The 22459-nt window shown below is 62.7% G+C and carries 27 protein-coding genes; 12 read left to right on the forward strand and 15 right to left on the reverse strand.

The features are described 5' to 3' along the window. Positions 1-8: 8 nt before the first annotated feature. Positions 9-902: an amidohydrolase gene (locus tag B0G71_RS26125; RefSeq protein WP_116145334.1), complete on the reverse strand. Its 894-nt coding sequence runs from the start codon at positions 900-902 to the stop codon at positions 9-11. Positions 903-959: 57 nt separating this feature from the next. Further along, positions 960-1283, reverse strand: coding sequence for an L-rhamnose mutarotase (rhaM, locus tag B0G71_RS26130; RefSeq protein WP_116145336.1), 324 nt, complete (start codon positions 1281-1283; stop codon positions 960-962). A 136-nt stretch (positions 1284-1419) separates the two neighbouring features. On the opposite strand from rhaM, the gene B0G71_RS26135 reads away from it, so the two are divergent. Next, a complete protein-coding gene (locus B0G71_RS26135) occupies positions 1420-2421 on the forward strand; it encodes a LysR family transcriptional regulator (protein ID WP_116145338.1) in 1002 nt (333 codons plus the stop codon). A 16-nt stretch (positions 2422-2437) separates the two neighbouring features. Here B0G71_RS26135 and B0G71_RS26140 read toward each other — a convergent pair whose 3' ends face one another. The 4 genes from B0G71_RS26140 to B0G71_RS26155 all read right to left on the reverse strand — a co-directional run bounded on the left by B0G71_RS26140 (position 2438) and on the right by B0G71_RS26155 (position 6656). Continuing rightward, a complete protein-coding gene (locus B0G71_RS26140) occupies positions 2438-3220 on the reverse strand; it encodes an SDR family NAD(P)-dependent oxidoreductase (protein WP_116145340.1) in 783 nt (260 codons plus the stop codon). 45 nt (positions 3221-3265) lie between these two features. Continuing rightward, a complete protein-coding gene (rhmD, locus tag B0G71_RS26145; protein ID WP_116145342.1) occupies positions 3266-4444 on the reverse strand; it encodes an L-rhamnonate dehydratase in 1179 nt (392 codons plus the stop codon). A 36-nt stretch (positions 4445-4480) separates the two neighbouring features. After that, positions 4481-5809: an MFS transporter gene (locus B0G71_RS26150; protein WP_116145344.1), complete on the reverse strand. Its 1329-nt coding sequence runs from the start codon at positions 5807-5809 to the stop codon at positions 4481-4483. A gap of 94 nt (positions 5810-5903) precedes the next feature. Then, positions 5904-6656 (reverse strand): SDR family NAD(P)-dependent oxidoreductase, encoded by a 753-nt coding sequence (locus B0G71_RS26155; RefSeq protein ID WP_106304300.1) that lies wholly within the window; start codon positions 6654-6656, stop codon positions 5904-5906. A 402-nt stretch (positions 6657-7058) separates the two neighbouring features. Here B0G71_RS26155 and B0G71_RS26160 point away from each other — a divergent pair, with 402 nt between their 5' ends. After that, positions 7059-7268, forward strand: coding sequence for a hypothetical protein (locus tag B0G71_RS26160; RefSeq protein ID WP_106277534.1), 210 nt, complete (start codon positions 7059-7061; stop codon positions 7266-7268). Between the two features lie 116 nt (positions 7269-7384). Then, on the forward strand, positions 7385-8083 hold the full coding sequence (locus B0G71_RS26165) for an SDR family NAD(P)-dependent oxidoreductase (RefSeq protein WP_116145346.1): 699 nt from the start codon (positions 7385-7387) through the stop codon (positions 8081-8083). A gap of 19 nt (positions 8084-8102) precedes the next feature. Here the strand turns inward: B0G71_RS26165 and lhpH are convergent, their stop codons facing one another. The 5 genes from lhpH to B0G71_RS26190 form a co-directional block, all read right to left on the reverse strand. Then, entirely contained in the window at positions 8103-9110 is a 1008-nt protein-coding gene (gene lhpH, locus B0G71_RS26170; RefSeq protein WP_116145348.1) for a trans-3-hydroxy-L-proline dehydratase, read from the reverse strand. A gap of 38 nt (positions 9111-9148) precedes the next feature. After that, a complete protein-coding gene (locus B0G71_RS26175; protein ID WP_116145350.1) occupies positions 9149-10270 on the reverse strand; it encodes a branched-chain amino acid ABC transporter substrate-binding protein in 1122 nt (373 codons plus the stop codon). Positions 10271-10395: 125 nt separating this feature from the next. After that, positions 10396-11106, reverse strand: a complete 711-nt coding sequence (locus B0G71_RS26180; protein WP_116145352.1) for a 1-acyl-sn-glycerol-3-phosphate acyltransferase — start codon at positions 11104-11106, stop codon at positions 10396-10398. Positions 11107-11295: 189 nt separating this feature from the next. Continuing rightward, complete coding sequence (locus tag B0G71_RS26185) at positions 11296-11733, reverse strand: lysozyme inhibitor LprI family protein (RefSeq protein WP_258875665.1); 438 nt, start codon at positions 11731-11733, stop codon at positions 11296-11298. Next, positions 11734-12981 (reverse strand): MFS transporter, encoded by a 1248-nt coding sequence (locus B0G71_RS26190; protein WP_116145357.1) that lies wholly within the window; start codon positions 12979-12981, stop codon positions 11734-11736. A 381-nt stretch (positions 12982-13362) separates the two neighbouring features. On the opposite strand from B0G71_RS26190, the gene B0G71_RS26195 reads away from it, so the two are divergent. Beyond that, positions 13363-13635, forward strand: a complete 273-nt coding sequence (locus B0G71_RS26195) for a hypothetical protein (protein WP_116145359.1) — start codon at positions 13363-13365, stop codon at positions 13633-13635. Positions 13636-13695: 60 nt separating this feature from the next. Here the strand turns inward: B0G71_RS26195 and B0G71_RS26200 are convergent, their stop codons facing one another. Beyond that, a complete protein-coding gene (locus tag B0G71_RS26200; protein WP_116120614.1) occupies positions 13696-14010 on the reverse strand; it encodes a hypothetical protein in 315 nt (104 codons plus the stop codon). Positions 14011-14446: 436 nt separating this feature from the next. Here B0G71_RS26200 and B0G71_RS41025 point away from each other — a divergent pair, with 436 nt between their 5' ends. Continuing rightward, a complete protein-coding gene (locus B0G71_RS41025; RefSeq protein ID WP_147308707.1) occupies positions 14447-14632 on the forward strand; it encodes a hypothetical protein in 186 nt (61 codons plus the stop codon). A gap of 150 nt (positions 14633-14782) precedes the next feature. Beyond that, positions 14783-15109, forward strand: coding sequence for an H-NS family nucleoid-associated regulatory protein (locus tag B0G71_RS26205; protein ID WP_106277518.1), 327 nt, complete (start codon positions 14783-14785; stop codon positions 15107-15109). A gap of 212 nt (positions 15110-15321) precedes the next feature. On the opposite strand, the gene B0G71_RS26210 is transcribed toward B0G71_RS26205, so the two are convergent. Beyond that, positions 15322-15843: a low molecular weight phosphatase family protein gene (locus B0G71_RS26210; RefSeq protein WP_116145361.1), complete on the reverse strand. Its 522-nt coding sequence runs from the start codon at positions 15841-15843 to the stop codon at positions 15322-15324. Between the two features lie 224 nt (positions 15844-16067). After that, entirely contained in the window at positions 16068-16268 is a 201-nt protein-coding gene (locus B0G71_RS26215; RefSeq protein ID WP_106277514.1) for a hypothetical protein, read from the reverse strand. Positions 16269-16389: 121 nt separating this feature from the next. Here B0G71_RS26215 and B0G71_RS26220 point away from each other — a divergent pair, with 121 nt between their 5' ends. Further along, complete coding sequence (locus B0G71_RS26220; RefSeq protein WP_147308708.1) at positions 16390-16632, forward strand: hypothetical protein; 243 nt, start codon at positions 16390-16392, stop codon at positions 16630-16632. 4 nt (positions 16633-16636) lie between these two features. Here the strand turns inward: B0G71_RS26220 and B0G71_RS26225 are convergent, their stop codons facing one another. Then, positions 16637-17314, reverse strand: a complete 678-nt coding sequence (locus B0G71_RS26225; protein ID WP_116145365.1) for a J domain-containing protein — start codon at positions 17312-17314, stop codon at positions 16637-16639. Positions 17315-17775: 461 nt separating this feature from the next. On the opposite strand from B0G71_RS26225, the gene B0G71_RS26230 reads away from it, so the two are divergent. The 5 genes from B0G71_RS26230 to B0G71_RS26250 all read left to right on the forward strand — a co-directional run bounded on the left by B0G71_RS26230 (position 17776) and on the right by B0G71_RS26250 (position 22334). Beyond that, the gene (locus B0G71_RS26230; RefSeq protein WP_116145367.1) at positions 17776-18438 is read left to right on the forward strand and encodes an NADPH-dependent FMN reductase; all 663 of its coding nucleotides are present in this window, start codon (positions 17776-17778) and stop codon (positions 18436-18438) included. Between the two features lie 322 nt (positions 18439-18760). Continuing rightward, a complete protein-coding gene (locus B0G71_RS26235; protein ID WP_106277508.1) occupies positions 18761-18976 on the forward strand; it encodes a transcriptional regulator in 216 nt (71 codons plus the stop codon). Between the two features lie 131 nt (positions 18977-19107). Then, positions 19108-20061, forward strand: coding sequence for a ferritin-like domain-containing protein (locus B0G71_RS26240; RefSeq protein WP_116145369.1), 954 nt, complete (start codon positions 19108-19110; stop codon positions 20059-20061). Beyond that, the gene (gene iaaH, locus B0G71_RS26245) at positions 20042-21496 is read left to right on the forward strand and encodes an indoleacetamide hydrolase (RefSeq protein WP_116145371.1); all 1455 of its coding nucleotides are present in this window, start codon (positions 20042-20044) and stop codon (positions 21494-21496) included. Before B0G71_RS26240 ends, iaaH begins: the two co-directional genes overlap by 20 nt. Positions 21497-21545: 49 nt before the next feature. Further along, on the forward strand, positions 21546-22334 hold the full coding sequence (locus tag B0G71_RS26250; protein ID WP_116145373.1) for a CDP-diacylglycerol diphosphatase: 789 nt from the start codon (positions 21546-21548) through the stop codon (positions 22332-22334). Positions 22335-22459: the final 125 nt, after the last annotated feature.

Raw genomic sequence — 22459 nt, forward strand, 5'->3', positions numbered from 1 at the left:
CTCCTTCTTTAAATGCGGTAGCAACGCTCCGCGTTGCGGCAAAACAATGCTTCTTTTTCGGCGACGCTCGCGCCCTCCACGATCGATGCATACGCATGCCACAGATCCGCGTAAGAGCCGAACAGCCGGTCGACTGGAAAGTTCGAGGCGAACATCGCGCGCCCGACACCGAACGTGTCGATCGTTTCGAGCACATACGGCCGCAGGCTTTCAACCGTCCACTGGTGATCGAACATGGCGAGCCCGCTGATCTTCACGGCGACATTCGGGCAGTCCGCGAGCAAGCGCATGCCTTCGCGCCAGGCGCGATAACCGGCCACGCTGCTGCGGTCGACGAACATGCCCGCGTGATTGATGACGAACTGCGTGTCGCCATGCGCGCGCGCCAGCGCTGCCGCCTCTTCCATCTGCGACGGATACAGTTGCAGATCGAACGACAGGCCGTAGCGGCGCAGCAGCGCGAAGTGCTCGCGCCATTGCGGCTCGCGCATGAAATGACGGCCGACGTAATCGAACAGCTTGTTATCGTGCACGTTCAGAATCTGGCGGATGCCACGCGTGTTGGCGAACGACGCATGCGCTTCGAGCACGGCCGGCGCATTCGGCGCGGACAGATCCACCGCGGCGACGATCGCGTTCGGCATGCCGCGCGATGCCTTGCGATCGGCAATGGACTGCAACCAGCGTGTCTCTTCGACCGGATCGGCGGGATCGTGATTCGCTTCGACGTGCACGAGCTTCAGCACGTCGATATCGCCCGCATCGCCCAACAGATCGTCGAGCAGGTAGTCGTGCTTCAGTTCACGCGCGTCGCCCACGAACGACACGCCCGGGTTTTCCAGCCACGGATAGCGATGCGTTTTCAGATCCCACAGATGAATATGCGAATCGACCACCTGCATGCGACATCCTCCGTCCGGTCAAAATTGTGTCGAGCTTTGAGATCCGGTCGGCTCGGATCAGCTCAGCGAGTTCAAATGGAAGACCGGTTCGAGCGGCTGCTGCAGCGGCGTGTGATTCGGGGCCGTGTGCATGATGTCGGCCATGTAATCCCACCATCTGCGCATCACGTCGAGTTGCGGCAGTTCGTCCATGGTGTGATGACTGTTTCGCGTCAGAATGGCGAACAGGTGATTCGAGTCCGGATCGAAGAAAATCCGGTAGTCGCGCACGCCGGCGTCGTGCAATGCGTCAACCAGTTCAGGCCAGATTTGCGCATGACGCCGTTCGTATTCCTCGCGCATGCCGGGGTTGAGCACCATCCGGAAAGCGATTGTCTCCATTGCGGCCTGTCTCCCGTCGTCCGGGCGCTTTTCCAGCGAAACGTGGAAGCGTCTGATACGACTATAATTCCTGCGTCGATAGCATCTCAATCCGAAGTTGGGATTGGGCGATCCACAAACCGAATCGCACCGCCCCATGAGCCAACCCTCAGCAACCGTCGCACTCGTCAATCGGCTCAAGTTCAAGCATCTCGCGCTGCTCGTCGCGCTCGACGACGCGCGCAATCTCCATCAGGCCGCCGAGGCCGTCAACGTGGCCCAGCCGAGCGCGAGCCGCATGCTCGGCGATATCGAAGAAGCGTTCGGCTTCCTGCTGTTCGAGCGCAACGCGCGCGGCATGACGCCCACGCCGCTCGGCGTCGTCACGCTCGCTTATGCGCGGCGCGCGCTGGCCGAGCTGACCCGTTTCGCCGAAGACCTCGACGTGAAGCGCCGCGGCGGTCATGGGCAATTGACGGTCGGCGCGATCATGGGCGCCGCGCCCGATCTGCTGGCCATGGCGGTCGCCGCGCTGAAAACGGAAAGTCCGCTGCTGAACGTGCGCATTCTCGGCGAAACCAGCGACCAGGTCGTGCAATTGCTGCATCGCCGCGAAGTCGATCTGGCGCTTGGGCGACTGACAAGTCCCCTGCAACACAACGATTTCAGTTTCGAGCCGCTCGCGCGCGAGACCTTGTTGCTGGTCGTGCGCGCGGTGCATCCGCTCGCGCAGCGCACGCGGCTCGGCTTGCGTGAACTGATCGACTGGCCGTGGGTGGCGCAGCCCGTCACCAGTCCGGCGCGTGTGCTGTTCGAAGAGGAACTTGCGCGTGCGGGACTCGCCACGCCGGTGAACCTGACCGAATGCGCGTCGATCTTCGCCACGCTGCAATTGCTCGAGAATTACGATGCGGTGGCGATGCTGCCCGAGTCGGTGGTGCGCGATCATTTGCGCGGCAAATTGCTCGTCGCATTGCCGCTCGAAATCGGCAAGTCGCTCTCCGGTTTCGGCATTCTCACGCGCAAGGAAGAACCACTCGCCGAACCGGCGTTGCGTTTCATCGACCTGTTGCGCGGTTTCTCGCGCAAGCTCAAGCCCGATGACACCACGGCGGCCGCTGCCGACTCCGTGATCGTCTCTTCGGCTCCCGTGAACTGAGATCGGCATCGGCGCGTTACTGCAGGTTGACGAAGAGACCACCGTCCACCAGCAACGCCGCGCCCGTCACATAGCGTGCGCGGTCGGAAGCGAGGAACGTCACGCAATCGGCGACATCTTCCGGCCGGCCCAGTCTGCCGAGCGGAATGCGCTTTTCGAAGTAGGCTTTTTTGGCTTCGTCGGCGAGGTCTTCCGCATTCAGGTCGGTTGCGATGGTGCCCGGCATCACCGAGTTGCAGCGAATGCCGAACGGCCCCAAAGCCACCGCGCAGGATTGCATCAGCGAATGCACGCCGGCCTTGGTCGGTGTGTAATGCGTTTGCATGCCGCCACCTACCAGCGCGCTGATCGAACTCGTCGCCACGATCGCGCCGCCGGTGCCCTGCAGCTTCATTTGTTGCGCGGCGGCTTGCGTGACGTAGAACGCGCCGTTCAGATTGACTGCCACCGTGGACTCCAGCACTTCCGGCGGCATGTCGAGAAACGCGTGGAACGGACAGATGCCGGCGTTGCTGGCCAGTACGTCGACCTTGCCGAAGGCTTCGACCGTATGACGCACCAATTGCTGACCGGTTTCGCGCGCGGCGACGTTGCCCTCGATCGCAATTACTCGCCGCCCCAGCGCCTCGATTTCACCGACCACTTCCGCGACGGCGGAACGGCGGCCATACGATGCGTCGTTATCGCCCCAGTAGTTGATCGCCACGTCCGCGCCTTCGCGTGCGCATGCAACCGCTATGGCGCGGCCAATGCCGCGCGAGCCGCCGGTGACGATCACGGCCTTGTCCTTGAGCAGCACGTCATTCTCCTTTTATGCTTCCACCTTGCGACGGGTTATGCGCAATCACCGCGGATAAGGCCGCACCAACGCGCATTCCGGATTCAGCCGCACGCCGAATCCCGGTGTGTCGGGCACCTTCATGCGCCCATTCACCGGCACCGGTTCGTCGAGCAGCAACGGTGTGAACATCGGCACGACCTCGTCGGCCTTGGGTGCCATCATCAGAAATTCCGCGAATGGGGAGTTATGCCGCGTGACCACGAAGTGATAGCTATACACCGACGAACCGTGCGGCACCACCATCACATTGTGCGCGTCGGCGAGCGCGGAGATCTTGATCAATTCGGTAATGCCGCCGCACCAGCCGACATCCGGCTGAATCAGATCGCAGCATTGCATTTCCAGCAGCATGCGAAAGCCCCAGCGCGTCGCTTCGTGTTCGCCGGTCGACACCATCATGCCGCGTGGCACGTTACGGCGCAGTTCGGCGTAACCCCAGTAGTCGTCGGGCTGCAGGCATTCTTCGATCCATTTCAGGCCGTATTCGTGCGCCGCCTGCGCGAGCCGTGTGGCATACGGCACGTCGAGGCTCATCCAGCAGTCGTACATCAGCCAGAAGTCGTCGCCGACGCGACTGCGCATGTCCGCGAGTTTCTCCAGATTCTGCTTGAGGCCCGCTTCGCCTTCGGCCGGACCATGCTGCAACGGCAGCTTGCCGCCGATGAAGCCCATCTCCTTCGCGAGATCGGGTCGAGCGCCGGTTGCATAGAACACCAACTCGTCGCGCACCGGACCTCCCAATAGCTGATACACCGGCTCCTTGCGCACCTTCGCGAGCAGATCCCACAACGCGAGATCGACGCCCGAGATCGTATTCAGCACCACGCCTTTGCGGCCGTAGTACAACGTGGAGAAGTACATCTGATCCCACATCTTCTCGATGTCGGTCACGAGTTGGCCTTCGAGAAAACGCGCGAGATGTTTCTCGACGATGAACGCGCCGATCTCGCCGCCCGTGGTCACCGCGAAACCGACGGTGCCGTCGCTCGCTTCGATCTCCACCACCAGCGTGCCGAGCACGTTGATACCGAACGACTGGCGGCTCTGGCGATACTCCGGATAACGCGCCATCGGCGTGGAAATGTGATCGTCGATCCAGTGTCCGCCGGGTTGGTCGTGATAATCCGCGCCGCCGCCGCGGACAATGAAGGCACGCACGTGCCGGATGGTAGGCATGGCCATGAATGGGGCTCCGTTATGAGTGCGTCGAGCGCGCGCCTAGCGGGCGCGATGCAGTAAGGCTTCGAAAGTGGTGTGCGGCTGCGCCGGATCACGGCGCAACAGCGTGCCGATCAGCAGCGCGGCAAGCAGACTCGACATGCCCAGCACAACCAGTCCCGCCGACGTCGACGAAAACGCGCGTTCCGCCGCGGTGCGCAGGCTCGGCGCGATGAAGCCGCCGAGTCCGCCGAGCGAATTGATCAAGGCGATGCCGCCCGCCGCGGCGGCGCCTGTGAGGTAACGCGTGGGAAAGGTCCAGAAGAGCGGCTGCGCCGCGATGAAACCGCTCGCCGCGCAACACAGCGCGAGCAGGCCGAACAGCGGGCTATGCACCAGTCCCGACACGCCGATGCCGAGCCCGGCGACGATCAGCAACGCCACCGCCCAACGCCGATGCTCACCCGTGCGATCCGCGCACCGCGGCACATACCAGGTCACGGCCAGCGCGCACAGCCACGGCAACGCGGCGACGAGTCCCACCCGCAAACCGACCGTCGTGCCAAGGAACGCCGCCACCTGTTGCGGCAGATAGAAAATCACGCCGTACACGCTCATCTGGATCAGCAGATAGATCGCCGACAGCAGCAACACGCGACGATCCACCAGCGCGGCGAGAATGCGATGCGGACCATGCGCGGACGCGAGCAGCGCATCGTCGTCGAGCGCCGCGCGCAAGCTCGCGCGCTCTTGCGGATCGAGCCAGCGCGCGTCTTCGGGACGATTGTCGAGATACCAGAAGGCCCACACGCCCACCACCGAAGCCAGCCCGCCTTCCACCAGAAAGAGCCATTGCCAGCCGGTCAGGCCAAGTGCGCCGTGCAATTCGAGCAGCGAACCCGACAATGGGCTGCCGAAAATAAACGCCAGCGGCGCACCGAAATAAAACACGCCCACCGCGCGCCCCCGGGCCGATTGCGGAAACCAGTGCGTGAGGTAATAGATCACGCCGGGAAAGAAACCGGCCTCGGCGACGCCGAGCAGAAACCGCAGCGTGTAGAACGCGGTGGGCGTATGCGCGAGGCACATGGCCGCTGATACGAGCCCCCATGTCACCATAATGCGGCACATCCACGCACGCGCGCCGACCCGATGCAACAGTAAATTACTCGGGACTTCGAACAATGCATAACCAACGAAAAACACGCCCGCACCGAACGCAAACGCGGCATTCGACAGACCCGTATCATGCTGCAAGGCCTTTTGCGCGAAACCGATATTGGCGCGATCGAGAAACGCCAGCACGTACATCAGCAGCAGAAAAGGCAGCAGCCGTCGCATGACCTTGCTGTTGATCGCTTCGAGTGAAACGGGCGCATGTGCTTTCATGTCGTCTCCTTCGCAGAGCGCGCGATCCGCGGCGCTGCGTTTTCTTATCGTGTGTACCGTTGCCGAGTTCAGGCGCGCATCACGCCTCGGCGCCTCAGTATGTTGCGCGCCCGCCGGACAGATCGAATACCGAACCGGTGCTGAACGCACAGTCCTCGGACGAGAGCCACAGAATCAGCGACGCTGCTTCTTCGGGCATCAGAAAGCGGTTCATCGGAATCTTCGAGAGCATGTAGTCGATGTGCTGCTGCGACATCGAGTCGAAGATTTCGGTTTTGGCCGCAGCCGGCGTGACGGCATTGACGAGGATGTTTTTCGTCGCGAGTTCTTTGCCGAGCGATTTGGTCAGGCCGATGAGGCCTGCCTTGGAGGCGCTGTAATGCGAGGCGTTCGGGTTGCCTTCCTTGCCCGCCACCGACGCGATATTGACGATCCGGCCATAGCCCTGCTTGAGCATTTGCGGCACGACCGCACGGCAGGTGAGGTACGGGCCGATCAGGTTGACGTCGATCACGCGGCGCCAGACGTCGGGTTCGAGCTCCCACGTGGTGCCGTTGCCGCCGGTGATGCCGGCGCAATTGATCAGCACGTCGATCGCCCCATGATCGGCGACGGTTTGCGCCACGGCCTGCGCGACGGCGGCTTCCTGCGTGAGTTCGACGGAGACCGCCGTGACTTTGCCCAGTTCGCTCAGCTCACGCTGGCTGCGTGCGAGGCGTTCGGCGTCCACGTCCCATAGCGCGACGGACGCGCCCGAGTTCAGCGCCCGCTGCGCCACCGCGTAGCCGATGCCGCGCGCGCCGCCGGTAATGGCGACTACGCGCCCCTCCAGATCGATTCGATTCATCGCTGCTCCTGTGGCTGGCCTAGCGGCTCGCCATTGTGTTGTTGTGTGCCGGCTGGTTGTGGTGTCAGTGCCGCTGGTGCGCCTGCACTGACGGTTCAGCCAATATACGAGCGGTGCGATGCGCTAACAATTCGAGTATTGGAGAGGGTGATAACAAAAGTGGATCGAAAGAGACTGCGAATGTGGTGTCTGCAATGCCATGCTGGTGCAGCGCATTTGCGCTCAAACGCTTCAAAGACGCCCCATTCAACCCCTTTTACTTTATTTTTTTTGCGCTTGCACAACCGCTCGATCGCGTTCGATACTGGTTTAACCCGGCTTCTCTGCTGCGGGTGCATCAGTCATCGCCCGCCCCATGCGGGCTCCTCATCTGAACGATGGATGCGAACGTCAGGAGGCGCCATGGAAGTCTGCGATGGATGCTCCGATATCGACGGCTTGCCGGTCGATGTGCAACGGCAGGAAAACCTCACGCTAATCGGTGTCGCGGAGTGCAATGGCACGCTCGTGCTGGAGCACTATCGCTGCGACAAATGCCGGGCCGTGATCGCCAGACAATTCACGGGCGACTCCCACGAACGGATCTGGAGCGTCATCGAAACGGCTCATTGAGCCATCGGCACGGCCATCCTCAACGTCAGTGCAATTCACGGCGAGCGCCTACAATCAGCAAGGCATGACGCGGCACACCCACGCCGCGACGCTTCCCTGTTGATTCCGGAGGAACCATGAGTCGAACTGAGACTGCATTGATTGTCGGCGCGGGCAAGGGCTTGAGCGCCTCGCTCGCGCGTCTGTTCGCGGCGGAGGGCATGCAGGTCGCGCTCGCCGCCCGCGACACCGGCAAGCTGACGGAGCTGGTCGACGAGACGGGCGCTCTGCCCGTGGCTTGCGACGCCAGTCAACCGAATCAGGTCACTGCCCTCTTCGAGCGCGTGGAGAAAGCATTCGGCGCCCCCGATCTCGTGGTCTACAACGCGAGCGGCCGCTATCGCGCGCCACTCGAAACCATCGAGCCACAGAAGCTCGAAGACGCCTTCAAGATCACCGCCCTCGGCGGCTTTCTCGTCGCCCAAGCCGCGGCGGTGCGCATGTTGGCGCGCGGCCACGGCACCGTCCTGCTGACCGGCGCAACGGCCAGCGTGAAAGGACTGCCCGGCTCGACACCGTTCGCCATGGGCAAATTCGCGCTACGAGGCATGGCCCAATGCATGGCGCGCGAGCTCGCGCCGAAGAATATTCACGTCGCGCATTTCGTGATCGACGGCGGTATTGCCAGTGGTGCAAGAGGTTCGGAAGACGGCGACGCCGACGACAAATGGCTGGACCCCGACGCGATTGCCAGGGAGTACCTTCACATTCATCGTCAGCACCGCAGCGCGTGGACTTGGGAAGTCGAACTCCGCCCGTGGGTCGAGCGGTTCTAGGCGCCGTGGCTCGTCCGGCCTACCGAACGAGAAACCCATAGGTGAGCGGATCCCGCTCGTCGATTATCCAGGTCGCGAAGCCGCAGATAAAAGCATTGCCTTCGACTTCCGGAATGACGGCCTTGAAATCACCCACCGTCGTTTCACTCAAGACGCGCCCTTTGAACACGGTGCCGATAATGGACTCGTTCACCAGGGTGTCGTCCTTGCCCAGTTTCCCACGCAAATAAAGCTGCGCGACGCGGCCTCCCGTTCCGGAGCCGGTCGGCGAACGGTCCACCTCACGATCGGCGAACACACAGCAGTTGGCTTGCGTCGACCCTTCATGCCGCGGCGCATTCGCGATGATGGTGCCGTAGATGTGGTTGATCTCGGGAATGTAGGGATGCTCGACAGGAAACGCCTTATTGGCCGCCTGCTTGACTTCAGCGCCGAAGCGGATGAGTTCCTCCACCGACGACTCCCGCACCGCGAGACCATGCGGCTCGCCGTCGGTGTAAAAGTAGAACGCGCCGCCGAACGCGATATCGCCCGTCACCGAGCCGAACGACGGCGTCTCGACGCTCACGTCCCGCTTCCAGATAAACGACGGCACGTTGACGAAGCGAACGTTGCCGGCGTGCTCGCCATCCCACTTCACGAATGCTTCGATGAACCCGCACGGCGCATCGATGCCGATGCGCGTTTCGGGTACTTCACGCTGAACCCAACCCAGTTCGACCGCCGCCGTCGAGAGCGCGATGACACCGTGACCGCAATGGTCGCTATACCCTTCGTTGTGAAGGAAGATGATGCCGAAGTCGGCATTGGGGCTGACCGGTTCCGTCAGATACCCGCCGTACATATCGGCATGCCCACGCGGTTCGAACATCAAGGCCCGGCGGATATCGTCGGCGTTTTCCTTCAGCCATGCGCGCCGCTTGACGATCGTGTCGCCAGGCAAACGCGGCAGACCGCTGGTGACAATGCGAAATGCCTCGCCGCCCGTGTGAACTTCAACGGTCTGGATGGTGCGTGAAATTTTCATGTCTGCGTCGTGAAGTGGATGGGCTGTACCGTCTGCCGTTACTGACCGTAGGGCGTCGGCAAGCCGTTCTTGATGACGTACACGGTGGTCGGCGCGCCCTTCAGGTCGCCGTACTCGTCGAACGAATAGGTGCCCGCGACGCCCTTATAGTTTTCCTTCGCGAGCTGCGCGGTCAGCCTGGCCTTGTCCGTGGTCGTGCCCGCCTTCACCATCGCGTCGGCCAGCAACTTGACGCCATCGTAATAGCTCACGGCGTAGACCTGCGTATCGATGTTGTAGGCCGCCTTGTACTTCTGCAGGAACTCGCGGCCGGCCGCGGTTTTCTCCAGCGCAATGCCGCCCTGTGCGCAATAGACGATCGAGGCCGCGTCGCCCGCCACCTTGCCCATGTCGGCCGAGCAGATGCCGTCGCCGCCAAGCAGCTTCGCGCGGAGTCCGCGCTGGCGCATCTGTTTAGCCATCGGCGCGCCCTGCGCCGCGTAGCCGCCGAAGAAAATCACGTCGGGATTTTTGGCCTTGATGGTCGTCAGAATGCCGAGGAAATCCGTTGCCGACGAGTTGGTGAACTCCTGCTGGATAATCTGGATGCCGTTCGCTTTGGCAACTTTCATGAACTGCTCGGCGACGCCCTGACCATACGCCGTGCGGTCGTCGATGACAGCGGCCGTTTTGGCCTTCAGCGTCCTGGCGGCGAACTGTCCCATCGTGCCGCCGAGTTGCTCATCGCTCGCGCCGATCCGGAAAATGTTCTTGAAGCCCTGCTTCGTCAGCGCCGGGTTCGACGCGACCGGCAGCATCGGCACATTGCCCGTGTTGTAGACACGCGAGGCCGGGATCGCCACGCCCGAGTTATACGGTCCGACCACGGCGACCACGCCGCTGTCGACCAGTTTCTGCGCGACTTGCACGCCGATTTTCGGATCCGCCTGGTCGTCTTCCGAGTCCAGTTTAAAGGTGACCTTCTGGCCCGCGACGGTGACGCCCGACTTGTTCAGCTCGTCGATGGCGAGCCGTGCGCCGTTCTCGTTGTCCTTGCCGTTCGGCGCCTGCGGACCAGTGAGCGGCGCGGAATGACCGATGGTTACTACAACCTGGGCACTCGCGGACAGGGTGAAACCAGCGGCCATCAATGCGGCCGCAGTCATTGCAAGACATCGCATACCGGACTCCGATTGGACTAGGGAGCAATCACCATATGCTCAAATGGGTTCCAGTTCAATCGAGCGGTACGCCAGGCTAGGGCACCGCAAACGATCCGCCGCGCCGCATGCGGGCTCGACTATCGTCAAAGCCGCAGCAGTTCGTTTTTCATCCACTCGTGGACCGCGTGACTCAATTCCTGCTGTGTCATGTCCTGCGGAGACAGCGGCGGCCCGACCACCACGCGGATATGCCCGCGGCCCTCGGGCCAGCCTTTTGTCGGCCAGACCTTGCCCGCATTGAGGACCACGGGAACGGCCGGCACGCCGGTCGCGCACGCTAGCCGAACGCCGCCGGACGTCATCCGCAACGGCGCATCGTGCGCGACCCGGGTGCCTTCCGGGAAAATGACGACGACATCGCCCTTGGCCAGCCGCTCCGCGCTTTCCTTCGTCACAGCCTGGTGAGCCTGTCGAGCGGAGCCGCGGTTCAGGCTGACCATGTCGAGGCCACGCAACACCCAGCCGAAGAAGGGGATGCGCAGAAGCTCTTCCTTGAACACGAAACTGACGCGGCGCGGAAAAAGCGCGAGAAACGCGAGCGTTTCCCACGTCGATTCATGACGCGAGAGGATGATCGCCGGACCGTCGGGCAGGTTGTCGAGCCCGTCTATCGAACATGAGACGCCGGGTAGCCAACGCATGACGAAAACCAGCGCGCGACACCATTGCCTGGCCAGCCAGTACCGGCCGCCGCGTCCGACGAAGGGAAACAGCAGCAGGATGATGATCGAATACAGCGTGCCGCTACCGAGGAGGTAGACGATAAAAAGCCATTTGGTGAAAGTTGAGCGCATCGGGACCTGAATCGGGGGGTAAGCAGCGGAAGATTTTCATGGTAACGCGTTGAGACGGCGACGTGAGCGATACGTTCGGTCGCGCGCGGAAGAGGCGCGTCTGGCGTTTCCGCTGCTCACTGATGGATCGATCGGCTCGCCTTCGCGGCTCTTTGTCCCGCATCCGTTTCTGGAACACACGCAGCGCACTCAGAACGGTCCGCGACTCGCGAGGTTGGCGTACTCGTCCTTGAGCGTTCCGATGCGCCCGCGGTACGCGTTGAGCAAGCACGACTGATTAGCGCCGCAGGCTTTTCTGGACTTCAGCCACGCCTGCTGCTCATCCTGCATGTTGCCCCGCGCGCCCATCGCAACCAGGCCCGTCAGCATCTGGTAACGCACGGCCATTTCGACGTCCATCTCACTCAGTTGCCGTGACGCGCAGATGGCCTTTTCATCCGGCAATCGCGCCCGGCCGCAGTCGAAGCTGGCCGCGAATGCGGAAGCGGAACCGAGCATGGCCATCGCGAACAGCGCCCACCGCAAGTGACGTTTGATTACCTGATTGCGTTGTCGATTCATCACGCTTCTGCGTTGTGGTTGAACTGCCGTGAGCACGGTCTGAACAATTGAACCGATACCCGGCAATTATTCCGTACACGCCGGGCAAGCCACCGCTTTATCGGCGACCTTCTGTTCGCCGCGGCCGAAGCTCGCCAGCGCGGCAAGCCCCAGCAACGCGAGGCCGCTACCGAGCAGAAAGTCGGCGGAAATCCCCACATGGTCGACCACCACGCCGCCCACCAGCGACCCCAGCGCAATCGCCACCTGAATGATGCTCACGAACAACGCCGAGCCGGCTTCGGGCGAATCCGGCGTGGCGCGTTGAATCCAGATGCTGAAACACAGCGGCAAGGCGCCAAAGGAAATGCCCCACGCAAGCACCAGTGCGACGACGCCGATCGTCGAATGCTGGAGTAGCGGCAGCAATACCAGGGCGAACATCAACAGCGAAACCATCGCGCCGACCGACACCTTCAGGTTGCGTGTCACCGTCGATGAAACCGCGAAGTTCGAGAAGAACCCGATAATGCCGAAGCCGAGCAGCAGCCATGTGATGGTCGACATGTCCAGATTCGCGTTATGCAGCAGGAAAGGCGTGATGTACGTGTACGAGGAAAAATGCGCGCCGAAAGCGAGCGCGACCATCAGCATGCTGCGGCGTGGATGCGGCCGGCGCAGCAGCGCCACCAGATCGCGCAGACGCAGTGCGGCGTTCGATGGCAGGGACGGCACGAAGAAAAACTGCGCGACCAGCGCCACCGCGACCAGCACGCCGGTCGCCATGAACGACACGCGCCATGATGCGAAGCTCGCGATGAACGTGCCGAGCGGCACGCCGATCACCGTTGCGCACGTCACGCCGGTGAGAATCGTGGCCATGGCGCGCGCCGAATCCTTGGGCTTCACGAGACGCCCCGACGCCGCCGTGGCCAGCGTCCAGAATCCGCCCAGCGCGGCGCCGAGCAACGCGCGCCCGAGCAGCATGCAGAGAAAATTCGGCGCAAAAGCGGAGATCAGATTCGACGCCAGCAGCAGAGCCGTCAGCAAAAGAAACACTCGCCGGCGATCCATGCGCCCCGCCACCAGCATCAGACCCGGCGCTGAAATGGCCGCGATGACGCCGGGGACGGTGACCATCAGGCCGGCGGTGCCGGGCAACACGCCCAAGTCCGCGGCGACGCGCGGCAGCAGTCCGACCGGCAGGAACTCCGTCGTCACGAAAGCGAAAGCGCCGATGGCGACAGCCATGACAGCCAGCCATGAACGCAGGGACGACGATGCGCCATCGTCCAGCGAGGCCGTGCTCGCCGGCAGATTGTCTTCGATCAACATAGTATTGTTCGCGAGTGTATTAACAACGGGTGAGATTGGAGCGGCCGCACCGCGCTAATCCATTCGCAAAGCGCCCGGCACGATTAAAAAAGCAGGCCATATGGGCCTGCTTGCCGGAAGTGATGCGATTGCAGTCTGGAGAATCAGCGGGTGAAAACCCGAATAGACCACACCATAACATCGTATTAATTCGCTCGCTGACCGCTCCGAAAAATTGCGGTTGGGCGTGGGGTTATTCGCGCGGGTTTCGCGCTCGACTCCCAGCGCGGCCATCACGCGGCAGGCGCTGCGAAGCGCGAGCGTCACTTGGGCACAGCGTTTGCTGAAGCGCACGTCAGCGTTTCTAACACTCGCTCAACTCACATAAAGAGGACAACGCCCATGCTTACCACCCGGCCTTGCACCGCCACTTGCGTGATCGACGGCATGCCGCTCACCGTCACCTTCTATCCGGACAACGGCGTGCTGCGTATCGCGGACTCGTTGGGGGCGTGCATCAAGGAAACGCGCTGGCATGCGTCGTGGCGCGCACTGCTGGACGAATTGCGCGGATTCTCCGAGGAGGCCGCGGTGCAAGGACAAAGTTTAAACACGATGATGGGCCGCTTCAGCGAACGCGCCGGTCATCCGCTAAACACGATGGCGCTCGCATAACCGCAGCTGACGGGAATACGGTGCTCGTCAATACGCACCGCATTCCCAAAGACCGACCGGTCATTGACCAAAATAGATTCTGCATTGCGGCGCGGAAGACATGCAGGGCTGATTTTGCGGGCCTCCCGCCTGCGATTGCCCCCCGGCTACGCCGCCGTACGAGACGTTCTGTACCGGCTGGGCGCCGGGCATGCCCTGCCCCGAGTCGCTGAACGACATGTCGGTTGTCGCTTGCGCCGATTCGTTCGCGTTCTGCATCAGCGCGCGGCCCGACACGCCGGCGCCCTGCTGGCCTTCGATGCCCAGCGCGCCCGCTGTTTTCGGCACCAGCAGGAATACGGCGCTGGCGAGCGCCATCCATAGTCGTAGTTTCATGTCCAGACTCCTTGAATCCGGCGCAGCAGTTCTCGTCCTCCAAAGAATTGATCCGCGAAAAAAGTCAGGCTGCCCAATGGGCTGACGGACGAGTCGATGCCGATGCCTACTGCTGCGGCGAGTCATCGAACTAAACGAGTAATGAGTTGCCAGACCTGCAACCGATGTCGGACGCGTTTTGGCGGCTAGCCGGAATCGGTCGCCGCAGGCTGGAAGCACGGATTTTGGCTCCGCTCATTTCTTTATAGCTCGGCCACTCAGGAATTCAATCGCGGAACACCCGGCCCGTTTGCCGCAGCCGAAGTAGTTGGAAAGAAGAGATTTGCACAAAATCACCCAAACCGGTACGTGCTTTGGTCGCGCAGTGCGTTATGATGCTGACATAACGACAATAATCGGCCCCGCGTGAAGTACCGGCGAGAGACGGAGCGTGGAGATGAAACCGGCCTGCCGCAATCAGTGCATCGTCAATACCGTTTTTCCCCTTGTGAGCATGAGGCCTGGCGTGAGTCATACGCTGCCTTCCTTGCCGCACGGCGAAGCGCTTGAATATTCACTGATCGATACCCTTGAATTTGATTGGCGGCCAGGTCAGCCAGATGCTGCACCGCGCTATTTTTGAGCGGCGTTTTCTAAACGCTGCCTTTAGGATTTCCTTCAATCTTAACCACACCGCGGGCCGTCCCCATTCATATGGATCGATGCATTCGCGGATTTTCCTTGCAATCTGTAATTGACAGAACGCCGGACGTTTTAGAAGGACGAATATCTTATGGACGAAAGGAAGCGAGATAGCATGATTGCGTATCTCCGCCATCGCATGGAAGAGTTTGGCATCAAACCAGAAGACCTTGCTGCAGTGCTGGCATCCGAGCCGGCCGCGCAAAAGCCCGGACGCTACCGCAGCGCAACTGGAGATAGCTGGGACGGCCAGGGCGAAATGCCTCAATGGCTCAAACAGGCAATCAGCGCGGGTCAGTCCATCGACCACTTTGAATTGTCGGCCGCGCCGGCGCCTGCTCCGCAGCCGAAAAAACGCGTGGACTGGCAGAACGACCCGTTCGCCGGAAGCCCGCTCGCGCGTTCGAACAATCGATAGACCACCGTATCATTCAGCCGCTAGCGTAAAGAAATCACCCCGCAATTCCTCCGTGGGAAACCGCCGGTTCGGCGCGTTCGCAAGCACGCATGTACCTGTGCCATGCACACATGTGATGCGTTGTCGCGTAAGTCCCACGAAAACCGCGCAATGACTTTTGCCGGCTTTTTGCCGCGTGCTGAATCAGACTGAGGCTGCGCCTGCGCCCCGGTTCACGCGTCGCATGTCGTGACGCGCTGCGTCGATGCGCTTAACGGGGGAATCACTGCCGTTGCCACAGCGCCGGCCGGCGCCGCGTATTGCGGCAGTTCGATAAACGCGCTCATCTGCCGCACGATTTGCCAGAACACCTTCTCGAACAGGCGCGCACGCTCGGATTCGGCAATGCCGTCGGCGAGCGGATCGGCCAAGGTCCAGGTGGAGGTGGCAGGCTCGCCGGGAAACGCGGGCGCGTGGTGTGCGTCGACGGATTCGTCCAGCGCGACGACGAGGTCCATGCGCGGCGCCCATTCACCGGTGAATTCCAGCCAGCTTTTCGGACTGAGAATACCGAGGTCCGAGATGCCCGGCCGCAATTGCGCGACCGCGCACGGATGTACCCGCGCGGCCGGTTCCGGACCCGCGCTGAACGCGTCGAACCGGTGTCCCGCCAGTTCCCGCAACAAAGCTTCGGCAATGATGCTGCGTGCTGAATTCTCGCGACAGAGAAACAGCACCCTATATTTTCTGATCACGCTTACCCCGTACCCGTGTCTTTTTGTTTGATTCTGCGTGCAATTCTGCCGGCTCAGTCTTGCGCCCTCGTGACACTACGATGTTCAAATTTGTTGCGCCACGAGAATTTGTACCAGGACTTGCCGACTCACGGGCACCGCGCATCGCGCGTGCGCCGAAGTGTACCAGCGCAAGCGTCAAGCTTTCATTCAGCCTTCGGCAGGAGCAAACCGGGATCGGGTAGTCACACCGAAGCGTCGCTCTCGTGTCGGCCGGACACGATGCGGTTGGCCGCGTCGCTTCCGTCAGATGCCGCGGCGGGCGAAGTATCGAACCTCATGGCTGCGGGCGGTGTGCTGATCGCCTTGACGCCATTGGCGATGCTGGGTGCCGCGACGTAGGGAATAAACGCCGCCACCGCAACGACTACGATGAAAGTGAACATGGCTGTCGTGCCTCCCGGAATTGACTGCGTGGAAGTCAAACGAAGCAGGACCGCGTGGCAATGAGCAGGCGTCGCTCTCGAGGCGGCGTTCGGGCGACGCCGGCGACCCAGGCTGCGGACGTTGTCTTTGATTTTAGAAGTGCGGATTCGAACGCTAAAGCCCGCTCTCTATATCAATTCGGTCTACCTCTATGGTCTTCCGGCCAGGGCGCCATTCGTCACACGGCTGCGGTTGTGCGCCGAAGTATCCGTGGACTGCGGGCTGAACGATGCCTATATCGACGAACTCGTCGCCGCACTCGCCGCCGAACTCGCCGCCGAACTCGCCGCCGAACTCGCACGGATCGCCGGACAACCGGCGTGATGCGTCAGAGCCGCAAGCCGTTGAGAAACTGGAACCAGAGCCCGCTCAGGGCACCGGCTGGATGCGTATCGCCGACGGGTTCCTCGCGCTTGTCCTGATGCGCGCGGTGACCTGGCGAAGCCTGTGCGGCGGCGTCATCTTTCGCTGCGGTGGCCTCGGTCACGACCGAACTATCGGCACTCTCGAACGCATCCGCCGCGACTGGCTCGGCTTCGGCCTTCGCCGGTTCGCGCCGCGCGGCCTGCAAAGCCGACACGCTGTCCGCGATCTGCGCGGCTCGCCGCGCCTCGCATCGACGCCCGAGCAGCACGCCGAACAGCACATCGCGGTTGTGGCCTTCGTCGGCGAAACGCATGGCGAGCGAGACCATCTCCGCGTACGCGACTTCATCAGCGGCGCGCGACGCCGCTTCGCGCTCGGCTTGCGCCTTCCGCTGGCGCGCGTGCTGCGCTTCCCAGCTACGCATCTGCTCGGCGTAGACCGCGTCGTACACCTTGCGCTGCGCGGCGTCGGAGAGGATCGCGTACGCGTCCTTGATTTCCTGGAAGGTGGCGCGCGCAACGTCTTCGGCGCCGCTGTTGCGGTCGGGATGCCACTTCATCGCGGCCTTGCGGTAAGCCCGCTTGATTTCTTCGTCGGTGGCGTGCGTGGGCACGCCGAGGGTGTCATAAAGAGTTGCCATTGCTTGCTCGACCTCGCCGTGTTTTTGGCTTTGCGGACGATCGTAACATGCAGAAAACGGCTTTATCGTGAAGTGGCCAGGCCGCAAAACGCTCGGAGCGCGGATAAAAAAAGGCCCCGCTATTTACGTAGCGGGGCCGAGTCCCATGTCAAGGAGGTGTCATGGAGGAGACGATTCGATCATAGCCGTGAGTCATCGCGCCCCCAAACAATGCTTCGGCATATGCTTATCCGGCGCGGCTTCAAGTGCATCGCGGCGCGTGCGGCATAGGCTCCGCTACGCCGAAGGCGGGCGCGCCGCCGCTGCGGCAAACGCCGCGCGGTTATATCGTTAGAACATAAAGTCACTTCGTGCGGCGCCCGGCGCTGATTAAGATAACGCTTCAAAGTCCGGTTCGCCCCGGTCCGCCGCGCGCAGCCCCGTGCCGGCGCATCGTGAGCCGCTACCGAAGGAGCATTTCGTTGACCAGTTTCGATCATCATCGCCGGCCGCTCGTTATCGGCATTGGCGGCACGACACGCGCCGCTTCGTCGACCGAGCGCGCGCTCGGCTTCGCGTTGCGCGGCGCGCAGGAAGCCGGCGCGAACACGCGCCTGTTCGGCGGCACCTTCCTGCATAGCCTGCCCCACTACGCGCCGGAACAGGCTCACCGCACGGACGAACAACTCGAACTGATCGAGGCCGTGCGCCATGCGGACGCGCTCGTCATCGCCACGCCCGGCTATCACGGCGGTGTGTCCGGCCTGGTCAAGAACGCGCTCGACACGCTCGAGGAACTGCGCGCCGACGAGCGCCCGTATCTGGATGGCCGCGCGGTGGGTTGTATCGTCACGGCTTATGGCTGGCAGGCCGCGGGCTCGGTGCTGACGTCGTTGCGCTCGATCGTCCACGCGTTGCGCGGCTGGCCCACGCCATTCGGCGCCGGCATCAATACGCTGGAAACTCGCTTCGATACGATCGACACCTGCTCCGACGCGAAGGTGGTCGATCAGCTCGCCACCGTCGGCCAGCAGGCCGCGCAATTCGCGCTGGCGTTCAGCGCGCACCGCACGCCGGCCGCCGCGCCGCCGGCCGGCAACACGCTCATGGAAACACAACCCGCGCGCCTGCTGCACGCGGTTTAAATCCCCTTCCGCTACCGGACTCGCAACGCCGTGGACCCGCCTGGGCGGCCCACGGCGCGGTCGTTCGCGCGAACGTGCGGCACATAACAGACCCATATCCCGCTACGCCGGATAGTGTGTTCGAACACAGCGAATATGATCCGATCGGGGCTCCTGCACACTTCCCTTCAGATTTGCTTACGACAAAAGATTGGTTCACCCGCTGCGCAGCGCGGCCCAGGCTTGATCCTGCCCGCTGATTTACCGGCCGCGTGACCTTAGGGGTTGCGTCCGAAGTGCCGGCCTTTTCGACGCAAGCGGGGCATAACGACTGCAAAAAATCATGAACGCACATATTCGCTACAAGGGTTACGAAGTTGCACCGGCCGCACAACAATTACCGAACGGCCTGTTCGCCGCCAATCTGACCATCGAGAAAACTTCCGCCAATCACGAGCAGCATTATTCATTCGACGCGCTCGATTATTTCTTCGACGAAGAGCACGCACTGGCTTACGCATTTCGCTGGGGACGCATGTGGATCGATAACCATCAGTAACGTCTCCGATCGCGTCTCCGGTTTCATGTACGTTGGGGGCGGCGCCAGTCAGCCTGCGCCGCCAGGCATCGGATTTTGAACGGTTGTGCCAGAATGGGCGACACATCGAGTTCGCCCTCTGTACGCCTGCCATGTCCGACACACTGACAGATGTTGCCGAAGACCGTACCCTGCGCCACTGGACATTCCGCGACCCCGCCCGCGTGAAGATCGGCTCCGAGGCGCACAAGCAGATGTTTTGCCGCATGCTGCTTGAAACCCACAACCCTTATAAACCGGCCGTGCTCGATTGGCCGCCCTTGCCGCCCGATGCGCTCGAGCGGCTCTGTTCGCTGCCTATCTGGGACATCGCGGTGCAGACCGAAGGCCGCGCGTCGATCGCCGTTCATACCTACGCCGCGCAATTGCGCGATCCCCTGCTGCGCGAAGCCATCACCATGGACGGCGACGAAGAAGCGCGTCACAAGCACGTGCTGTCCAGACTGATCGCTGCCTATGGCATCGAGATCGCGCCCGAGCCCGACTATCCGCCGCCACGCGACGCCGAATGGGAATGGATGCGCACGGGCTATAGCGAGTGCATCGACAGTTTCTTTGCGTTCGGGCTATTCCGCTCGGCGCAGGAGTCGGGCTTTTTTCCCGCGGCGCTGGTCGAGACTTTCGAACCGGTCATTCAGGAGGAAGCGCGCCACATTCTGTTTTTCGTCAACTGGGTCGCGTGGTATCGGCGCACCATGCCGCTGTGGCGCAGACCGTGGCATTCGCTGCGCGTGGCCGCGATCTGGGTGGTGCTCATCTGGCAGCGCCTCGCGATCGCGCGAGGCATCGACGCGAAAGGCATGGCGCACGATTCGAATTTTCTGCCCGCGAGCAGCGGTGTGATCGGCGAGGCCATGAATGCGCCCGACCTGTTCGCGCTCTGCCTCGCGGAAAATGACCGGCGCATGAGCGGTTACGATGCGAGACTGCTGCGGCCCAGGCTGGTGCCCACGCTGGCCCGCTTCGCCCTGCGCTTCATGAAACCCGCGCGCCGGGACACCTCATCAAAACAAGGAGACGCCGGCCATGACATGGACCGTCGATGAACAACTCGCGTTGACCGCCACTGAAGCGGTCGCCGCGATCCAGTCCGGCCGTCTGAAGGCCGCCGACTACGTGGCCACCTTGCTCGCGCGCGCGGCGGCGCTTTCGAGCCTCAATGCGCTCACCACGCTCGACCTCGACGGCGCGCTCGCCGCCGCGCGGCGCATCGACGCCTTGGCCGCCGCCGAGAAGGCCCGCTTGCCGCTTGCGGGGTTGCCCGTGGTCGTGAAGGACAACATCAACACGGCGGGCATGCAGACCTCGGCGGGCACGCCGGCGCTCGAGGGCTTCATACCGAAGACCAACGCGCCCTCGGTGCAGCGCCTCGTCGACGCCGGCGCGATCGTGCTCGGCAAGGCGAATATGCATGAACTGGCGTTCGGCATCACGAGCACGAACCTCGCCACGCATGCGGGCCCGGTGCGCAATCCCTACGATCCCTCGTTGATTCCGGGCGGTTCGTCGGGCGGCACCGCGGCGGCGATCGCCGCGCGCATCGTACCTGCGGGTCTCGGCACCGACACCGGCGGCTCGACGCGCATTCCGGCCGCGTTGACGGGTACGGCGGGGTTTCGTCCATCGGTCGGCAACGGCGGCGCCGAACGGCGCTATCACGATCCGCACGCCGTGGTGCCGATCAGCCATACGCGCGACACCGTCGGACCGATGGCTCGCAGCGTCGCCGATATTGCGCTGCTGGACGGCGTGATCACCGGCGCCGAGGCCTTGCCCGATGTCGCGTTGAACGGCTTGCGCATCGGCTTGCCCGCGCCGCTTTGGCAAGGACTCGAACGGCAGGTGGAGGACGTCGCACGGGCCGCGTTGCAGCAACTCGAAGCGGCGGGCGTGGTGTTCGTGCCGATGGCCATGAGCGAACTGGACGATCTGAACGCCATGGTGGGCGGCCCGATTGCGATCCATGAGCCGCGTGACGACGTGCTCGCCTGGCTCGTCGCCAACGACGCGCCCGTCAAAACCGTCGTCGAACTGGCGGCCCGCATTGCCAGCCCGGACGTGCGCGCGATCTACGACGCCGTGCTCGGCGATGTGCTCGGCGAGCGCTACGAGGACGCGCTGAATCAATGGCGGCCGCGCTTGCAGCAGTACATGGCCGCGACCTTCGCCGACGAGCACCTCGACGCGCTGCTGTTCCCGACCACGCGTTTAGCCGCCGTGCCGATCGACGAAGTGAACGGTTCGTCGGTCGTATCGATCGACGGTTCGGCGGCCATCGACACCATGGACGCTTTCCTGCGCAACACCGATCCGGCCAGCACCTCGGGCATACCGGGACTTTCACTGCCTGCGGGCATGACCGCGAGCGGCCTGCCGGTCGGACTGGAACTGGACGGCCCGCTCGGCAAGGACCGGCGTCTTCTTGCGATCGGCATTGCGTTCGAACAGCTGCTTGGCGCATTGCCGGCGCCGGTGCTTTGATACCGGAATCACCTTCACAACACCTCCAAAAAACTCAACGAATCCGCCGATGAAAATTCTAATACCCGCTCTCCCGCGGCGGGCCCTCTTGCGCCATGGCGCGCGAATCGCCGCGGCGTTGACCCTCGCGTTGGCCGCCGGCGCATGCGAGCGCCTCGCCGCGGTCGACTCGAATGCGTTGTGGAAAATCGTCGATCTGCGCTGCGTGCCGTCCCAGCAAGCCACCGGCACGCCGGGTCAATGCACGTTTGTCGATCTGAACAAACGCTACGCTATCCTGAAGGATATCGTCGGACGCTCGCAGCACCTGTTGATTCCGACCGACCGCATTACCGGTATCGAAAGCCCGCTCGTGCTTGCACCGCATGCACAGGATTACTGGGCCGACGCGTGGGACGCGCGGACCTACGTCGAGAAATCGGTCAAGCGCTCGCTGCCCGACAATGAGCTCGGCCTCGAAATCAATTCACAATATCGCCGCACGCAGAACCAGTTGCATATTCATATCGATTGCATGCGCGCCGATATCAGCGAAGCGCTCGCGCGTCACGCCAAAGATTCACCGGATCAATGGCGCTGGGATACGCTCGACGGCGATCGCTACCGCATCATGCGCGTGACCTCGCTTGAAGGCGCCGATAACCCGTTTCGCATCGTCGCGAGAGACAACCAGGGCGCGGCGGCGATGGCCGGGCAAACCATTCTCGTGACCGGCGCGGGACCGTCCGCTGACAAGGACGGCTGGCTGATCGTCAACAGCGGGATCGACGTGGACAACGGCAGCGGCTCGGCCGAAGGCCTCCAGGATCACGCCTGCCACGTGGCGGACGCGCGCTGAGCGTCTGACCAGCAAGCCCTGAAGGCTCGCAGGCGCTTAGGGCCGGCCGCCTTTTCACGTTTTCACAGATGCATTGCTGAACAAATTGGTTCTGGCAACGCGCGGGGGTCCGTAGGATCGGTCTG

The sequence above is a fragment of the Paraburkholderia sp. BL27I4N3 genome (assembly GCF_003386115.1).
In the GTDB taxonomy this organism is placed as follows: Bacteria; Pseudomonadota; Gammaproteobacteria; order Burkholderiales; family Burkholderiaceae; genus Paraburkholderia.

What these genes read in the sequence shown, in the direction of transcription:
- B0G71_RS26125 (WP_116145334.1), bottom strand. Translation starts at nt 902, where the DNA reads ATGCAGGTGGTCGATTCGCATATTCATCTGTGGGATCTGAAAACGCAT.
- rhaM (WP_116145336.1), bottom strand. Translation starts at nt 1,283, where the DNA reads ATGGAGACAATCGCTTTCCGGATGGTGCTCAACCCCGGCATGCGCGAG.
- B0G71_RS26135 (WP_116145338.1), top strand. Translation starts at nt 1,420, where the DNA reads ATGAGCCAACCCTCAGCAACCGTCGCACTCGTCAATCGGCTCAAGTTC.
- rhmD (WP_116145342.1), bottom strand. Translation starts at nt 4,444, where the DNA reads ATGGCCATGCCTACCATCCGGCACGTGCGTGCCTTCATTGTCCGCGGC.
- B0G71_RS26150 (WP_116145344.1), bottom strand. Translation starts at nt 5,809, where the DNA reads ATGAAAGCACATGCGCCCGTTTCACTCGAAGCGATCAACAGCAAGGTC.
- B0G71_RS26155 (WP_106304300.1), bottom strand. Translation starts at nt 6,656, where the DNA reads ATGAATCGAATCGATCTGGAGGGGCGCGTAGTCGCCATTACCGGCGGC.
- B0G71_RS26160 (WP_106277534.1), top strand. Translation starts at nt 7,059, where the DNA reads ATGGAAGTCTGCGATGGATGCTCCGATATCGACGGCTTGCCGGTCGAT.
- B0G71_RS26165 (WP_116145346.1), top strand. Translation starts at nt 7,385, where the DNA reads ATGAGTCGAACTGAGACTGCATTGATTGTCGGCGCGGGCAAGGGCTTG.
- lhpH (WP_116145348.1), bottom strand. Translation starts at nt 9,110, where the DNA reads ATGAAAATTTCACGCACCATCCAGACCGTTGAAGTTCACACGGGCGGC.
- B0G71_RS26175 (WP_116145350.1), bottom strand. Translation starts at nt 10,270, where the DNA reads ATGCGATGTCTTGCAATGACTGCGGCCGCATTGATGGCCGCTGGTTTC.
- B0G71_RS26180 (WP_116145352.1), bottom strand. Translation starts at nt 11,106, where the DNA reads ATGCGCTCAACTTTCACCAAATGGCTTTTTATCGTCTACCTCCTCGGT.
- B0G71_RS26190 (WP_116145357.1), bottom strand. Translation starts at nt 12,981, where the DNA reads ATGTTGATCGAAGACAATCTGCCGGCGAGCACGGCCTCGCTGGACGAT.
- B0G71_RS26195 (WP_116145359.1), top strand. Translation starts at nt 13,363, where the DNA reads ATGCTTACCACCCGGCCTTGCACCGCCACTTGCGTGATCGACGGCATG.
- B0G71_RS26200 (WP_116120614.1), bottom strand. Translation starts at nt 14,010, where the DNA reads ATGAAACTACGACTATGGATGGCGCTCGCCAGCGCCGTATTCCTGCTG.
- B0G71_RS41025 (WP_147308707.1), top strand. Translation starts at nt 14,447, where the DNA reads ATGAAACCGGCCTGCCGCAATCAGTGCATCGTCAATACCGTTTTTCCC.
- B0G71_RS26205 (WP_106277518.1), top strand. Translation starts at nt 14,783, where the DNA reads ATGGACGAAAGGAAGCGAGATAGCATGATTGCGTATCTCCGCCATCGC.
- B0G71_RS26215 (WP_106277514.1), bottom strand. Translation starts at nt 16,268, where the DNA reads ATGTTCACTTTCATCGTAGTCGTTGCGGTGGCGGCGTTTATTCCCTAC.
- B0G71_RS26225 (WP_116145365.1), bottom strand. Translation starts at nt 17,314, where the DNA reads ATGGCAACTCTTTATGACACCCTCGGCGTGCCCACGCACGCCACCGAC.
- B0G71_RS26235 (WP_106277508.1), top strand. Translation starts at nt 18,761, where the DNA reads ATGAACGCACATATTCGCTACAAGGGTTACGAAGTTGCACCGGCCGCA.
- B0G71_RS26240 (WP_116145369.1), top strand. Translation starts at nt 19,108, where the DNA reads ATGTCCGACACACTGACAGATGTTGCCGAAGACCGTACCCTGCGCCAC.
- iaaH (WP_116145371.1), top strand. Translation starts at nt 20,042, where the DNA reads ATGACATGGACCGTCGATGAACAACTCGCGTTGACCGCCACTGAAGCG.
- B0G71_RS26250 (WP_116145373.1), top strand. Translation starts at nt 21,546, where the DNA reads ATGAAAATTCTAATACCCGCTCTCCCGCGGCGGGCCCTCTTGCGCCAT.